The 15,099-nt window shown below is 35.8% G+C and carries 14 protein-coding genes; 1 reads left to right on the forward strand and 13 read right to left on the reverse strand.

Features of this window, described 5'->3' with window-relative positions; genetic code table 11:
• Window positions 1-58: 58 nt before the first annotated feature.
• The 6 genes from BAQ46_RS27740 to rraA form a co-directional block, all read right to left on the reverse strand.
• Window positions 59-760: an ECF transporter S component gene (locus BAQ46_RS27740; protein ID WP_002170204.1), complete on the reverse strand. Its 702-nt coding sequence runs from the start codon at window positions 758-760 to the stop codon at window positions 59-61.
• Complete coding sequence (locus BAQ46_RS27745; RefSeq protein ID WP_071743263.1) at window positions 733-2,394, reverse strand: ABC transporter ATP-binding protein; 1,662 nt, start codon at window positions 2,392-2,394, stop codon at window positions 733-735. Before BAQ46_RS27745 ends, BAQ46_RS27740 begins: the two co-directional genes overlap by 28 nt.
• Window positions 2,367-3,245, reverse strand: a complete 879-nt coding sequence (locus BAQ46_RS27750; RefSeq protein WP_061130527.1) for an energy-coupling factor transporter transmembrane component T — start codon at window positions 3,243-3,245, stop codon at window positions 2,367-2,369. Before BAQ46_RS27750 ends, BAQ46_RS27745 begins: the two co-directional genes overlap by 28 nt.
• A 22-nt stretch (window positions 3,246-3,267) precedes the next feature.
• Window positions 3,268-4,086, reverse strand: coding sequence for a DUF4430 domain-containing protein (locus tag BAQ46_RS27755; RefSeq protein ID WP_071743265.1), 819 nt, complete (start codon window positions 4,084-4,086; stop codon window positions 3,268-3,270).
• Window positions 4,087-4,143: 57 nt separating this feature from the next.
• Complete coding sequence (locus BAQ46_RS27760) at window positions 4,144-5,949, reverse strand: DUF4430 domain-containing protein (protein WP_071743266.1); 1,806 nt, start codon at window positions 5,947-5,949, stop codon at window positions 4,144-4,146.
• Between the two features lie 338 nt (window positions 5,950-6,287).
• Complete coding sequence (rraA, locus tag BAQ46_RS27765; protein ID WP_071743268.1) at window positions 6,288-6,767, reverse strand: ribonuclease E activity regulator RraA; 480 nt, start codon at window positions 6,765-6,767, stop codon at window positions 6,288-6,290.
• Window positions 6,768-6,968: 201 nt separating this feature from the next.
• Here rraA and BAQ46_RS27770 point away from each other — a divergent pair, with 201 nt between their 5' ends.
• Window positions 6,969-8,399, forward strand: coding sequence for a YfcC family protein (locus tag BAQ46_RS27770; RefSeq protein WP_071743270.1), 1,431 nt, complete (start codon window positions 6,969-6,971; stop codon window positions 8,397-8,399).
• A gap of 101 nt (window positions 8,400-8,500) precedes the next feature.
• Here the strand turns inward: BAQ46_RS27770 and BAQ46_RS27775 are convergent, their stop codons facing one another.
• The 7 genes from BAQ46_RS27775 to BAQ46_RS31485 all read right to left on the reverse strand — a co-directional run bounded on the left by BAQ46_RS27775 (window position 8,501) and on the right by BAQ46_RS31485 (window position 15,043).
• Window positions 8,501-8,926 (reverse strand): DUF2262 domain-containing protein, encoded by a 426-nt coding sequence (locus tag BAQ46_RS27775; RefSeq protein ID WP_071743272.1) that lies wholly within the window; start codon window positions 8,924-8,926, stop codon window positions 8,501-8,503.
• A gap of 365 nt (window positions 8,927-9,291) precedes the next feature.
• Window positions 9,292-10,911: an S-layer homology domain-containing protein gene (locus BAQ46_RS27780; protein WP_071743274.1), complete on the reverse strand. Its 1,620-nt coding sequence runs from the start codon at window positions 10,909-10,911 to the stop codon at window positions 9,292-9,294.
• Between the two features lie 435 nt (window positions 10,912-11,346).
• A complete protein-coding gene (locus BAQ46_RS27785) occupies window positions 11,347-12,363 on the reverse strand; it encodes an alpha/beta hydrolase family protein (RefSeq protein ID WP_071743276.1) in 1,017 nt (338 codons plus the stop codon).
• A gap of 9 nt (window positions 12,364-12,372) precedes the next feature.
• A complete protein-coding gene (locus BAQ46_RS27790; protein WP_071743278.1) occupies window positions 12,373-13,497 on the reverse strand; it encodes a helix-turn-helix domain-containing protein in 1,125 nt (374 codons plus the stop codon).
• Between the two features lie 358 nt (window positions 13,498-13,855).
• Complete coding sequence (locus BAQ46_RS27795) at window positions 13,856-14,302, reverse strand: NUDIX hydrolase (protein ID WP_001092198.1); 447 nt, start codon at window positions 14,300-14,302, stop codon at window positions 13,856-13,858.
• A gap of 188 nt (window positions 14,303-14,490) precedes the next feature.
• The gene (locus tag BAQ46_RS27800; protein WP_012644491.1) at window positions 14,491-14,853 is read right to left on the reverse strand and encodes a hypothetical protein; all 363 of its coding nucleotides are present in this window, start codon (window positions 14,851-14,853) and stop codon (window positions 14,491-14,493) included.
• A 67-nt stretch (window positions 14,854-14,920) separates the two neighbouring features.
• Window positions 14,921-15,043, reverse strand: coding sequence for a hypothetical protein (locus tag BAQ46_RS31485; RefSeq protein ID WP_256460985.1), 123 nt, complete (start codon window positions 15,041-15,043; stop codon window positions 14,921-14,923).
• Window positions 15,044-15,099 lie beyond the last annotated feature (56 nt).

Below are 15,099 nucleotides of genomic sequence, written 5' to 3' on the forward strand. Positions count from 1 at the left end.
CATGAAAGAGGCAAACGAATATGTAAGTCGCGACCCTACCTTATATGAGTATGCTTTTCTATACCATGTTATGCTTATCCAATATGCCATATTTCTTTTTAAATCTTGTAAGAATCGTAATCCAAGACGTACTAAATAATAGTAAGAAAACAACATTCGAAATTGCATGGCTCAAATCGAAATAAAAACTTGCGATATAATACGAAATGACTGTTTCCCACGTTGCCTCTCGTATAAAACCGAGAAGTCCCCAGAAATTCATGATCCAGCCAAATAAAAATCCAACAAACAATCCGTATAGTAGTCTTCCCCATAGCTTTTTCATTAAGAACGTATTACGTAATAATCCAGCTATAAAACCAATCATACCCCATGAAAACATTTGCCACGGCGTCCACGGACCTTGTCCTAAAAAGATATTAGACACAATCGCCGCTGTTGCCCCGATCATAAATCCAGTTTCACTTCCGAACACGATTGCAGAAACGATAATAACAAAAGAAGTCGGTTGTACACTCGGTAAAATAGAAAATGGTACGCGGCTCACTGCTGCAATTGCTGCTAACACGGCAACGAGAACAATTTCACGTGAAACAAACGCCTTTCTTTCAAAGCGGATATAGAAAGGTAACATAATAACGACTAATAAAAACAAACTACTTAACATGTAATACCCATCCATGATAAGTGTAGTAAAGAGTAATGTGCCTATTATTACTGCAAAAATACATATTATGAATGCAACATATCGTTTGGACACGCTTCGTACACATCCTCCCACGTTAATGCATATGGCAATTCTTTTCGAATGAATCGATTGATAGATGTTGTATAAAAGAAGTTGCCACTAAAAAATTCTTTCGGTGCATCATTCATAATGACTGCTCCATCAAATAACATCATACATTGATCCACGTATTTCGCTGCAAACTCAATATCATGCGTTGCCATTACAATTGTTGTACCTTCTTTTTGCAGTTTCCTAAATAACTCTCCTACTCTCTCTTTCTTCCATGGATCGAGTCCCTTTGTCGGTTCATCCAGTAATAATAAAGTCGGCTTTGATAATAACGTTGTACATAATGCAAGTAGTTGTTGCTCTCCCCCGCTACAATCATGTGGATGGCGTTCTTTAAGTGCATATAGCCAAAACTTTTTAAGCTGATGTTCTGCTATTTCGTTTCCTTGTTCTCCATATAATTCACGCGCTCGTTCATACACTTCGTCCCACACTGTATCAAATGTAAAATGATAATACGGATGCTGTGATACATACCCAATACTTTTAAATCGTTCTTTCGAATCAACTTTATGTATCACTTTCCCATTCCACTTTACTTTCCCTCTTCTCGCTTTTTGCAATCCAGCTAAAAGCGTTAACAGTGTAGACTTCCCTGTCCCATTCTTTCCAACGAGAGCTACCCATTTTCCTTTTTCAATCGATACTGTTAAATCTCGTAAAATGAGCGGACTATTTTTTTCATATTGGAATGAAATATGCTCGGCACTTAAAATGACTTCTTGCTTTTCACTTTGTGCTATTGGCTCACTTACATATGACATCGCTGAAAAATCATTCATTTTCATTTGCGCTTCTCGCACTGTAAACGGAATATCTTTCGTATTCCACTCTAAAAACAATCTTGGAATTTGCGGAATAAATGGCCGGAACTTTTCTACTTCCCACATATTTGCTACAACCGTTTTCGGACTACCGTCATACACGATTTGGCCGTTACTCATACAAATAACGCGCGTTGCAAGTGGTATTACTTCATCTAAACGATGTTCACTTAAAACGATCGTAATTCCAAGTTCTTCATTAATACGCTTTAACAATCCTAAAAACTCTTTTGCGGCAATTGGATCTAACTGCGCTGTCGGTTCATCTAATAATAACAATTTCGGTTGCATTACTAATACGGCAGCTAAATTAACAAGTTGCTTCTGTCCGCCAGATAACGTATGAACAGATTGATGCAATAAATCTTGAAATCCTAAGAAACTAATGAGCTCTGCTATTCTTTTTTGAATAATATGTGATGGTAATCCAATATTTTCTAAAGAAAACGCTAATTCTTGAATTACTGTATCCATTACGAGTTGATTTTCTGGATTTTGAAATACCATACCAATTTCTTGAGCAGATAACAAATCCGGTACATTTTCTAATAAAGTACCATTATAATATGTATCCCCAGTACGCTTACCGATTGGAAGTAATTCCTTTTTAAAATGTTTTAATAAAGTCGTCTTTCCAGATCCTGATCCTCCAGCAAGTGCAATAAACTCTCCTTTTTGAACAGAAAGAGAAATATGCTGTAACGCTTCTTCGTTTTCATCAGCATATACAAATGATAAATTGTTTATTTCTGCATGCGCCACCATACCCATTCCCTTCCTTCCATTATGATTGGTAAACTAATAAACATCGTAAATACAACAAACATCATCCCATCGTATTGCTGAAATAAAACAGATTCGACTTTCGGATAAATGATTAACTTTCCTCCGCCATAATTGCTACATATAATAGCAATTATAAATAAAATACTTAAATAACTGAGCGTGTACCAATCGCGTCTTTCCATTCTATACCGAATATATGTCGTACGCTTCGTTACACCAAATCCACGAGCTTGCATAGAATCTGCCGTTTGCAGTGCATCTTCTAATGAACAAATTAATAATACTTGCAATAGTTGCATACCATTTTTCACACGTTCCACAATGGAACCTGCATCTACCTGTACACCTTTCGTCTTTTGGACGAGTGTTATTTTCTGTAATCTTCTCATAAACAAAGGAACAAATCTCACTGTAATCATCGTTAACAATGCTACTTTCGGTGAAATTCTAGAAAACAAATATAAAAATTTATGACTTGAAATAATATCATTATACGAAGCAAACGTAAACATAATCGCAACTAGTAATAACCCCATTACTACTCCAAACATAATTGCCTCAAGTTTAATACGGCTATCACCTAACCAAAATAACGTAGTTCGGCCTCTATGTGTTAATAGCGAATTAAATAAAATGACCATAAAAAAGAAAACGATTGTGCTCGGTAACATCTTTCTTACCTTTTCGCTATTCCCTTGCATCACATTTAAAATAACAATTAATAGTATTGCTCCAATTAAAAAAAGAGGATGAAGACACATCATACATAGTATCATCACCCCGATATAATAGAAAAAATTCACAAAAGGATGTAAAGAAGAAAAACTTATTTTCATAGTCCTTTACCGAATGCCTTTCTTATTTTAATACAAACACCCACTCGATTGTATCGCCTGGTTTTACTGTAACTACACCTGCACTATGGTTTGGAAACGCACCGTTCACACGATATTTCCATCCACTAGTAGCGGTAATATCTTTTTCATATAAATCATTAATACCTTTTACATAAACTCCATCTTTAGAGCCCATTGCATCCACATCTAATCCTGTACGCTGCAATACTTTATAAACTGTATCGCCTTCTTGTACATCCACCTTTTTTGCACCTAATAAATATCCTTCATTACCTTTTACTGAGATCGTAACTTGTTTTGCTTTAGGTACTGGTACTGGATCTGGTTTTGGTGGTTCAGGAGTTGGTACTTGCGGAGTCGGTATCGTTTTCTCCTCTTTATTCGGATCAATCTTCTGCTCCTGCTTCGGTGTTTCTTTCGGTTGATTTACAACCTTCGCTTCTTCTTTTACTTCTGGTGCTTTCGGTTGTTGCTCTTGTTGTTTCTCTTCTTGTGCTTTTTGTTGTTCTGGTTGTTTATTAACAGCAGGCTGTTCCTGAGGTTTTTCTTCCTTCTTTACTTCCGGCTGTGCCTGCGGCTTTTCTTCTTTCGGCTTCTCTTCTACTTTTTGTTCTTGTTTCTCTTTCTGTTCGTCTTGCTTATTTTGCTCTTGTTCAGCTTGTTTTTCTTCCGGCTTCGCTTCATCTTTTTTCTCTTCTTGTTTTGCTACTTCTTCTTGCTTCGGTTCTACTTTCTTCTCAGGCTTTACCGCTGCCTCTTCACATCCGGCAAGTAGCCCAAGTGAAAGCAGTAAAGAAATAAACCATTTCATCTTACTCATGTTGCCTCTCACCTTTCATATTAAAAATTAGGAGCAAATGATTGCTCCTAATTTTTGTTAAGCTGCTTTACGTCTCCATAATACATATGCAGAAGCAATACATAATACACCCATACCTACTTCTGCCGCTGCACTATGAGAAGATGCTCCTGTTTTCGGTAATGTGCTACCGTTTCCGGATTTTTTATGTTTAACCGGTTCGTTATCCACAACAACTTTTAAAGTGTCATCTTTCGTTTCTTGTTGTACTTGTTTTTGTTCTTGTGGCTGTTCAATAACTTCTTTTTCCACTACAACATTTTCTGAATCTACATTTGGTTTTGGATTAATTTCAGTAACAGATTCAGTTGACCAGTCATAAATCGATTTTCCAAGGTCTTTAAACTGAAGTAAAGCTAATAATGCTTGCTCTGTTGCCATTCCGCTACCGGTTTGATCGCCTGGTAACCATTTAAATTCACCATTTGGAAGTTGATATGACAATAGATTTTGCACTGCCTTATGAAGACGGTTTTGATCTACATCTTTCACAAGGGATAATCCAATAATTGCTTGCGCAACACTATTAGAATTCTCTTGTCCATCAGCAGAGAAACCGCCATTTTCTAGTTGTTCATTATATAAGTATGCGACAGCCTTTTGCACAGCTGGTTTCACATCTTCACGGTCTTGATAAGGAGCTAATGCTGATAAAACCATACCTGTTACATCAACGCTACTCGCGCTGTCTTTACTGCTTGCACTATCATAAGTCCAGCCGCCATCCGTATGCTGCGCGTTTAAAAGTGCATCTACTAAAGCAACTCGATTCCATTTTGAATCTACTGGAATTTCATATTTTTTCGTATCAAATGCAAGTAAAGCAAATGTATAACCTGTAACAGAATTCACTTTATCTGATTCGTACAATTTTTGAACTAAATTATGTTCGCCTACCATTTTTGGGTCTGCATTCATTGCATTCATCATAATAATCGTTCTAGCTAAATCTGTCGCTGAAAAACGATTAACGCGCTTTTCTACCTTTTCAGTTACAGCCTTAACATAATTTAATTTCGCCTCGATTGGTATATTCTTTCCAGAACGAGAAAGACCTAGCGCTACCCAATCACTTTCAATTCCATCTTGTAACATCTTTTCAGACGTCTTAGAGATCGCGTCATTTACTTGTGCTGCTGGAATTTGAATGTTCTCTTGCTTTGGTTGTTCTGGTTTTTCTTGTTTTGGATCATCCGTCTTCGGTTCTTCTGGCTTTTCTTGTTTTGGATCATCCGTTTTTGGTTCTTCTGGCTTTTCTTGTTTTGGATCATCCGTCTTTGGTTCTTCTGGTTTCTCTTGCTTTGGATCATCCGTCTTTGGTTCTTCTGGTTTTTCTTGTTTTGGATCATCTGTTTTTGGTTCTTCTACAGTTTTACAAGTACCAAATTTATCTAATGTTTGTTGTAATGTTTCTTGACTCATATTGTTCCAGTCTGAAACAAAGCGGAAAACAACAACATCTCCAGATTTTAATTTATAACTATCCGCTCCAACTTCTGCAGATTGATCATTTACATCATACAGCCAGCCACTTGTAGCCCCGGCCATTAGCCCATCAATGCCTTTTACATACGTTCCAAACGACATCGTTTCAGCTTCTACTTTGTCCCCCATGACTTTTTGTAGCAAGCTTAAAGCTGTTTCCCCATCTTTAATTTGCTCTTCTTTCGGACATAACATAATGCCCTTTTGTGATTCACCAATAATTGCAAGTTTTGCTGTATTTCCTTCAGCAAACGTAATATGTACTGTATTCGCAAAAGAAACAAATACAAGTGTAACTGCCATTAACGACGTAAGCAGCCATTTTTTTAATATTGCCATCCCAAAATTTCCTCCCTTACTACTATTCACACAAAAAAAGGCCCTTCAAGGGCGTGCAATTGACACTCTTTTTTTGTAAGTGTCGAACAAACTGTGCAACACCTCCTACCCGCATCATTCGCGGCTATATTTGTATAGGAAAAATAATTTTGTTCATGAACGTATCATTGTGATAACATTCACTTTTCTAGGCACAACTTACTTCCATTTAAGTTATCGTAAAACGATAAACCTATACATTCTGTTAATTTTAAATTTCTGTATTATTTTACTATTGACAAAGAATTTTGTCCATGCTTTATCGGATTTATTTTCTAAGAATAGTAACTTACTAACCTTTAACGATGCAAACTCTTTTCACTAATAATGACGCCATCTTCATCCACATACACATATTCATTCGGCTTCCATTCAACTTGCCCAAATTGCAATGAAATATTTCGTTCTCCTTTCCCTTCTTTTACACTTCTATTCGGCATTGTCCCTAACGCTAAAATACCTATATTTATATTCTTTAGTTCACTAGAATCACGAACGTATCCATATACAATAATTCCTGCTAGCTTTCTTTCCTCCGCAATAGCTGCTAAATTATCACCAAGTAACGCACAATTCGTAGAGGCTCCACCTTCAACAACTAATACCGTTCCTTCTGGTAATGTTTGTAATCCCTCCTTCACTAGTACATTATCATCCTTCACTTTTACCGTTGCAATTTTCCCGTGGAATTGTTCTTTCTTCCCAAAAGATCGAAAAGATTGGCGACATATTTGTAATTCCCTTTCAAACTCATCACATAGATCCGTAGTTTTCCACATCTTTTTCCCTCTTTTCCTTTTATTTTCTATTTAACATATTCTTGGATTATTTCCGTTTCCCTGTCTAATGTTGCAATAATTTGTATGTGTGGGAAAAGGACAGAAAAACTATTGCCTTAAGAAGCCACCTTTATTATAATCTATTTCACAGATAAATTTCAGAATATTAAAAATTAACCAAGTGAAAAAAGGAGGAGTTTTATGCAATTACAGACCGAGGCAAAAAAACAGCCTAGTAAACGAAAGTTTAAAATGCCTGACGCGTACGTACTACTATTTTTTATTGCCTTACTTTGTGCCATAGCTACATATTTCGTCCCTGCTGGAGAATTTAAAAGAGTTACAAACGGTACTGTTACAACGACAATACCAGGAAGTTACCATTCTGTTCCGCAATCACCGGTAGGATTTGTTTCTTTTTTTACTGCTATTGAAAAAGGAATGACACTTGCTGCTCCGATCATCTTCTTAATTTTATTTACAGGCGGTGCCATTGCGATTCTTGAAAAAACCGGTGCTCTTGACGGTTTAATCTATCATGTTATTAACAAGTTTCGTAACCAGCAATTACTTTTTATATGCATTGTCGCCGCACTCTTTTCTATTCTCGGAACGACTGGTATTATCGTTAACTCGGTTATCGGCTTTATCCCCATCGGCATCATCGTTGCACGCACATTAAAATGGGACGCTATCGTCGGCGTAGCAATTGTTTATTTAGGCACTTATGCTGGTTTTAATGCTACTATATTATCTCCTTCACCTTTAGGCATTTCACAAAAAATCGCGGAACTCCCAATGTTTTCAGGAATTGGTTTACGCACAGCAATCTATATATCTTTTTTACTCGCTACCATTTTATATATTAGTTGGTATATAAAACGCTTAAAGAAATCGAATAAAGGAAGCATTCTCGGCGACAACTGGTTTCCAAGTAATGCTCTTTCAAGTGGAAAAGAGGCGCAGAAAACAGAAGTTCCTTGGACAATACGTCATAAATTAATTTTACTCGTTTCAGCTTTATCATTAATTGCATTTTTAATCGGTGCTTTTCGTCTACATTGGACAGACGCAGAAATGACTGCTACTTTTATTTTCATAGCAATTACAGCCGGAATAATAGGTGGAATGAAAGCAAACGATATCGCTTCTACTTTTCTAGCAGGCTGCCAAAATCTCATATATGGTGCTCTAATCGTTGGAATGGCTCGTTGTATTTCAGTCATTTTGGAACAAGGGAAATTACTTGATACAATCGTTAACCAACTCGCACAGTCTCTCGAAGGACAAAGCCCTGTATTTGGCGTTATCGGTATGTATGTAAGTAGTGCCGCATTACATTTCCTCATTTCATCCGGGACAGGTGAATCTGTGATTTTCATTCCGATATTAGCTCCATTAGCTGATTTTATGCACATTACACGCCAAGTTACAGTACAAGCTGTTATGCTCGGAGAAGGTGTAGTGAACTGCCTCAATCCAACTTCCGGTGTTTTAATGGGAGTACTCGCGGCGAGCGGTATTTCTTACGGAAAATGGATTCGATTTATGGCTCCTCTTGCATTCATCTGGTTTATTATTGGACTTATTTTTCTTATTGTTGGCGTGAATATTGAGTGGGGACCGTATTAAAACTATGCAACTCTCTACCTATTTATTTCACCGTTACCTTATAATAATGACAAAAAGGATTGATTATAGTAATCAATCCTTTTCACTTTCATCTCTCAAAACTAAATCTCTGCTGCTAATAAATTGTACTCATTGTCAAAAGAAGCATGGATTCTATGTCCTCCAAACAAATCTCCATCATTATACTCGCAATATATATCATTTTCCCTAATTACAATGTCCATAAGAGTAATAGATTGCTCAAATGTTTCTTTCGTCATATCATATTCTCCTGCATCTACAGCATCCCAATCTAAATGTTCATCATTCTCATCATATTCAGGCCAAAAATCATTTTTATACTCTATTAATTCTTCCACTATAGCAAGCTTAGCTTTTTTATCAAATTCCTCTAAACATACATAAAGTTTTTCTGCCCTTTTCATCATTTCATGTACTTGTACATGCTCATTTCTAACGTCCAATTCCCAATGTACTTTTCCTTCGTTTTGTTCATATGTATGTAAAGTTTCATTAAAGATAAACATTCCAATTCATTCACTTTTTATTGATTTTTCCATAATTTCATTTCCTTTCTATTCCCAAAAAAGAAACGGCTATATTTTAAGTAGTTATAGCCGTTGACTTTCATATTATATAAAAACTGCATTATGGAAAAAGTAAAGCTTTAATTGGATTGCAATATCCTATATTTCACCCCACTCTGCCGATAACAAATGAAGATAGTGTAATAACAAAAGCTCTCGTTCACAAATACAAAATTACGAAAAAACTGAAAAAACTATATACTAAACTAACCTAAAACGGTCAATGTTTTACAGGCAATGGAGAAAATGCTGTCCATTGCCTGGGAATACATGAGATATGTGATGTATGACTTACTCGTAACTATTTAATTTTTATCTTTCGTATAGACGATGTAGCTAGGCTCATTATAAACCCACTCACCTGTACCAATTCTTAGCCAACCATTCTTTTCTTCGTATACTGTAGCTTTTTCACCTTTGCTTGCTTTTCTAACAACAGAGTAGCTAGATCCTGCTCCGCTGCGAACATTTACTCCAATACCATTTATTTCAACCGTACCAATTCCTTTTTGAACATTCCCAGTTTCAATAACTTGAAGCATGTTTAAAATGAATGCTGCAGTTTCACCACGAGTTGTTGTTCCTTTAGGGACATATAGGTTATCTCCCATACCTGTTACAATACCTAAGCCGTATAATCTTTGTACAGCTTCTTTATAGATAATTTGACCTTTATCTGTAAATGGTAAGTTTACCAATGGTCCATTTATTCCTTTGTACTGTAAAGCTTTATTTACAATAACCGCTGCTTCTTCTCTTGTAATAGGTGTGTTAGGGTCAAAATTACCGTCTCCTCTACCAGAAATGATGCCTGCACTTGCAGTACGTTTAATACCATCTCGTAAAGTTGAATTTACATCATTTAAATCTTTAAACGTTGCATCTCCAGCTGGAAGACTTAAAGAATTCGAGATTAATTGCGCAAACTCAGCTCTTGTTACAGATCTATTAGGCGCAAAAATGCCGTTTCCTTCTCCTACCATAATACCTCTTCTGTTCAAATCACGAATAGCCGATTCATACCAACCTCCTGTTATATCGTCTGTCGGTTGATAAAATTTATTATAATATCCTTCAATGCCATTTACGAATGGTACCCATTGTCCACTATTAATCAACATATCGGGACAGTTTTTACCACTCCATTTTTGATGTTTTACGATGTTGTTTAATGGTACACCCGTTTCTTTCATTAAATAAGCTGCAAGTTTCTTAGCGTTATCGACTGCCTTATTGTAGTCACCATCACTATTAACTGCAATTTCAATTGCAATAGATTCTCTATTACCCGGCCCATCACCATCTCCTGCGTGCCATCCATTCTCGTTCAATGGTAAGTGTTGATAAATTTCTTTATCATCTACTGTAAAGTGCCATGATGCAGCTCGGTCTGTTTCTCCTACTGCTTGGTTATATAAGTATTGAGCGTGGCTTTTAGCTCCTGCTCCTACGCTTTTATTATCAGTCTCATGAATTGTAATATACTTTGGAATCATATGATTTTGAGGGCGAATATTATCGTTACCTGTTGGAACAATCCATTCCGTGAATGGAACCCCGTTTATCGTACTAGAAACTGTAGGTGCTGAGAAAGCAAGACTACGCTTTGTTCTATTTGAATTGTGAGGAACCGTTAATGTACCCGTTTCTTCATAAATACCTTCTGAACTTTGAAGACTGTCCACTTTCTTATTATTGATAGTACCTCCACCGCGTCCATCTACCCCTTCAAAACTTTCTTCAATACTTTTTAAAACTTGTTCTTCTGATACTTGAAGTTGATCTGTCCCGCTTTGTTCCTGAATACTTATAGATTGATGGTTATTTACAGATGGCTGTTCTTCTGCGAACGATACCATCGATGAAGATAATACTGTTAGTCCTGCTGTTAATGCTACTACTTTTTTATTCAATTTAATACTCATATTTAATTTAGTATATCTTGCTATTTTAATAGATATACCTTCCTCCTCACACTTCTTCTAATGTACATCCTAATAGTTACATAACACCTTCATTTTTCATTACATATAATCAATCGAAATCTATACATTCTCCCAGATAAATCAATATGTAAGAACATTTCAAACAATTATAAAAGAGAATGATAGAAACTATACATGACATTTTACTTCATATGTCGTTCTTTTTCTATAAAATTCACATTTTTTTATCTTTATTATAAATTAAAAAGAAAAATTTCTTATGATAGGTTCTTTCAAGAATCATTGTGATGAGGGTGTATCGGCTTCTGTAATAGAGTTAGTTGAAGAATGCTGTTTCCTTCGTGGGATTGAAACGACAATTACAAAAAAGCCCGATTGGTGTAGGATTCATAGGTACCCACACCAATCAGGCTTTTACAAGCAGTTACTCTCCCTTCTAACGCAGATTTTTAAGGTGGATGTCTTACTGCCAGCATACTGCGAGATAAAATACGTATCCATCCAATTCGCAATTATTTCTTCCAGCTCTGGATGAAGTGGCTTTCCCGCCCCTTCTTCGTAATTCTTTTTAAACTCTAAAGCTTTAAAATCCCCCTCAAAACTTTTCAAACTATGATCCATATCTTTTATTACATGTACCTCAGAATCACCTTTCACATAATCACCAATTCGCTTCGCTTTTTCAGGGTCAGCCTGAATATCTTTATCACCAGCAATTGCTAGCACTGGACATGTTACTTGTTGTAAGTCTTTATAAATGTCATGCTGAAAATGCTCTCTAAACCATTTTGCGTTCATCGGTTTAAAACCAACTTTAATCGTATCTTTTTCTGTATTCATCATTTTCTCTTTTATTTTTTCCATCTGCTTTTCTCCACGTTTCTCCACCTTGAGAAGGCGCATTAGTTTTCCCTTTATTCCTTTTTGTTCTTTTAATTCTTTATAAGCAATTTCTCTTTGTCTTTTCGTAGCCTCTTCTAATGATTCCGCAGCTCCTGTAAGAAGGATAAGCCCATTAACTGGTGTTCTTGCGTTTACTACAGTTGCCAACATACAACCTTCACTATGACCAGCTAAAATGATATTTTCCGGATCAACAAATGGTTGTTCTTTTAAATACGTAATCGTAGACTCTATATCACTAACTAAATCCCACATTCCAGTCTTTAGAAATTCTCCGTCACTCTTTCCTACTCCGCGCTTATCAAAGCGGAGCGTCACTACCCCAAGTCTCGCCATTACATGCGCTAAATCTTTATATATGTTCGCCTCAAGCTTTAGCGGTACGATTGTTCCATCACGGTCAATTTCTCCAGATCCCGCGATAATGACAACAGCCGCATACTTCCCGTCAGCTTTTGGCTTTGTAATCGTACCTTGCAAAGTTAATTCACTCTTTATCGCTACTTCATATTCGTCAAAGGTCATCATTTTGTCCCCCTATTCTTTTATATCCAATTTAAATTTCAAACTCGTTATTATATTTTTATACTCTCTTATATCTTTCATTGGAGCAAAAACTGGATTCTCTGCAATACTTTGTAGCATGCTTCGCTTTATAATCTCTTCATTTCTAACTGTTTTAGCGCCGAGCGGAAACTCTGCAAACCATCCATCAATCGCATCAAAATAGGAATCACCGTGTAAATGCAGACTATTTACTGTGAAGCTTGCCGCACAAACTGCTACATATTTACGTAACATTTCTAATGCTCTTTCAAAATTCCCTTGCATACAATATACTTGCGCAGCAGCATAGTATACTTTTAAAGTCATATTGGGATGTAATGTTTCTATTTCATATATATCTATTAACATGTAAGCTCTATTTAAAATTACCTCTACCTTTTCAGCGCTTGAGGCATTTACTACTACATAATTCGGTATTGTCGCAACGAGTTGTATTAAATGTTGGTACATGCTAATTTGCATTATTTCATTTGCCTTTTCAGCATTTCCAAGCATTTGATATGCTTGGGCAATTAAATCCTCTTCTGGAACGTTAGGACGTATCGTTCCGCCAAGCAATTTCAATACTCCATTCGGTTTATTGAGTATAAGATAGCAAGTTGCTTGAAACGATACCGCCTCTTTCACAAGAGAAACATCGTCACTTTCTTCCTGAACCCTGCTAAAGAGATTCATTGCTTCTTCTAAAATTTCAATTCTTCTATCCGTGTCCTCCGTTAACATGTGATGATTAATAAAAAGTATTCCTATTTGAATTAATAATGGAAAGCAAGAATAATATTTTTTTACGATTTCCCTACACTCCATCATTACTTCATCAAATGGTTTTTCACTAAAAGCTTCTGCTAGTCTATGATATAAATCCCTAATATCTTCTGGTTCCATTTGCGGTGTATAACAGATTAGTTCATCTATACTTATATTAAAGTACGATGCTAACAGTGGTAAAAATGTAATATCCGGATAACTCTGCCCTGTCTCCCACTTAGAAACAGATGCCTTCGTAATACCGATATACGCCGCTAACTCTTCTTGCGTAATTCCCTTTTCTTTTCTCTTATCCGCAATTACTTTATGAATGTTTATCTCCTTCACATCATCACCTCATACTTTTATTATATGCTTTTATTTCAAACAAAATATGGATTTGAAGTCGACTTTCGTTAACAAAATCAACTGTTAGGAAACACGTCTCTAAAATCAAAGGCAGGGACATATTTGATATGTCCCTGCCTTTTTATTGTGGGGTACCGATACATAGCCATCTAGCTAAGAGTTTGAAGTGCTTCAAAATCAAACATTTCATCTCACCATAGTTTTCTATGGGAATCCATTGAACAGCTTATTTACATAACTTTCGAAGTCGGAAGTACAAATTATCTTTTTTGATAGATACAAGAAATTAAGAACTGATCCTTATTCAAGAAAAGCACCCGTTAATTCAATAACCATCTCACATAATTTTTTTCAATACCTTTACCATAAATGGTGTCTTTAATGTCTCTTTTATTAGTGAATTTTTGTGTTTCATAAAATTATTGATCTGTTTTTTTCTATTTGGAACCATTAAAAAAGGTAATCTACTAGGATTAAACCATCCAATTTTTGCAGTTTCAGGTCCATTATTTATTGGTTCTCCTCCTAGTAATTTTCCTGAAAATATATGTTGCATATCATTGTATTCAGGCTGGTGATATTCTCCTATTTTACGTTCAATAGCAATTATATAGCCCGTTTCTTCTTCAGTTTCTCTTATAGCGCATTTATCTAACTGTTCGTTCTCTTCTAATCTTCCCCCAGGCAAATCCCAGATAGGATAATCATTTCGTTTAACTAGCAATATTTTGCCTTCATTATTATCAACAATAGTAAAGCACCCTGTGGTTTTTATAGTATTCATTATAAATATAATCTCCTTAACTTACTCAATTGCTAACAAACTTGTATTTCTCTATGTCTAATAAATTTTCCTTTTTGCTGAATTAAACTGGCCCTTTAATGGAACAACATAAGATGAATATTCTATACATGCTCGGTTAACATAACGTCTCATTAGCGGAAGTAATATATAGATAGGTGCAACAATAATTAAAAATCTTTTATATGTTTTCTAATATCTGCGGCTATTTTGGTAGGATCATCAATCTCAAAAAAGATATATTTATATTTTTCATGACCTTCTAATTCAATCATTACGAGAGGGACTCTATTTTCATAAGAGAGAAAGTACCATTCGTCAGCATATTTAAAACTTCCTTCAAAAATATTGAGAGAAGAAATTGATGTTCCAGGCATACGAAGCATCCATTGTGGAGCATCAAAATAGTCAACATAGACACTCTTGATCGTGTTATAAGGCATTTTTAATTTTAGTTTAAATGCAAGTAATCCTGTTACCCCATTTAGCTTTAGAATCACACCTTCATTATCAAACAGTATTTCTTTCCCCATAATTCCCCTACCTCCTCCTATAAAATAAAACGCCATAGCAATCCCCCATTATTTAAGAGAAGGTTTACTATTCTTTATATTTTTCTGGATCATTAATAAAGAAACGAACTTCTCCACATTTGGAACAAACATATGGAATTACCTCACTATACGTTGCATTTACAACAGCATGTTGGGATGGTTTATTCAAAATACCAACACTGCCTCCCACAGATTTCAGAAGGGATTTTGTCAATGATATTCCGC

The organism is Bacillus paranthracis, from assembly GCF_001883995.1.
GTDB classification, from domain to species: Bacteria; Bacillota; Bacilli; order Bacillales; family Bacillaceae_G; genus Bacillus_A; species Bacillus_A paranthracis.

Coding starts and splice junctions, on each gene's coding strand:
- BAQ46_RS27770 (WP_071743270.1), top strand. CDS start 6,969: ATGCAATTACAGACCGAGGCAAAAAAACAGCCTAGTAAACGAAAGTTT.
- BAQ46_RS27755 (WP_071743265.1), bottom strand. CDS start 4,086: ATGAGTAAGATGAAATGGTTTATTTCTTTACTGCTTTCACTTGGGCTA.
- BAQ46_RS27745 (WP_071743263.1), bottom strand. CDS start 2,394: ATGGGTATGGTGGCGCATGCAGAAATAAACAATTTATCATTTGTATAT.
- BAQ46_RS27760 (WP_071743266.1), bottom strand. CDS start 5,949: ATGGCAATATTAAAAAAATGGCTGCTTACGTCGTTAATGGCAGTTACA.
- BAQ46_RS27750 (WP_061130527.1), bottom strand. CDS start 3,245: ATGAAAATAAGTTTTTCTTCTTTACATCCTTTTGTGAATTTTTTCTAT.
- BAQ46_RS27795 (WP_001092198.1), bottom strand. CDS start 14,302: ATGAATACTATAAAAACCACAGGGTGCTTTACTATTGTTGATAATAAT.
- BAQ46_RS27780 (WP_071743274.1), bottom strand. CDS start 10,911: ATGAGTATTAAATTGAATAAAAAAGTAGTAGCATTAACAGCAGGACTA.
- BAQ46_RS27775 (WP_071743272.1), bottom strand. CDS start 8,926: ATGTTTATCTTTAATGAAACTTTACATACATATGAACAAAACGAAGGA.
- rraA (WP_071743268.1), bottom strand. CDS start 6,767: ATGTGGAAAACTACGGATCTATGTGATGAGTTTGAAAGGGAATTACAA.
- BAQ46_RS27800 (WP_012644491.1), bottom strand. CDS start 14,853: ATGGGGAAAGAAATACTGTTTGATAATGAAGGTGTGATTCTAAAGCTA.
- BAQ46_RS27785 (WP_071743276.1), bottom strand. CDS start 12,363: ATGATGACCTTTGACGAATATGAAGTAGCGATAAAGAGTGAATTAACT.